This is a genomic window from Microvirga pakistanensis, assembly GCF_004458765.1.
GTDB lineage: Bacteria > Pseudomonadota > Alphaproteobacteria > Rhizobiales > Beijerinckiaceae > Microvirga > Microvirga pakistanensis.
In genome coordinates this window covers 1-322 of sequence record NZ_SPJX01000506.1, presented here as the reverse complement: position 1 = coordinate 322, position 322 = coordinate 1, and the positions used below count along the sequence as shown (strand labels likewise).

Genomic DNA, 322 nt, shown 5'->3' with positions numbered 1-322 from the left:
GGGTCAGCTCTCCGGCGGCAATCAGCAAAAGCTCCTGCTCGCCAAGATGATGCTGCTCAATCCGCGCATCATCGTCATCGATGAGCCGACGCGCGGCGTCGATATCGGCACGAAGGAGCAGATCTACCGTTTCATCGCAGGCCTTGCCGAGAACGGCCTCTCCGTCATCGTGATCTCGTCCGAGATGCAGGAGCTGATCGGCCTGTGCCATCGGGTCGTGGTCATGCGCAACGGGCGTATCGCAGGCGAAGTCCAGCAGTCCGATCTCTCCGAGGATTCCATCGTTTACCTCGCCACTGGCGTTCACGAAGAAAGGGCGGCG

The 322-nt window shown here is 60.9% G+C and carries 1 protein-coding gene; it reads left to right on the top strand.

The annotated features are described in order from the left end of the window. Positions 1-322 (top strand): ATP-binding cassette domain-containing protein (locus tag E4K09_RS22395; protein WP_134499847.1); only part of this gene is annotated, 322 nt, incomplete at both ends.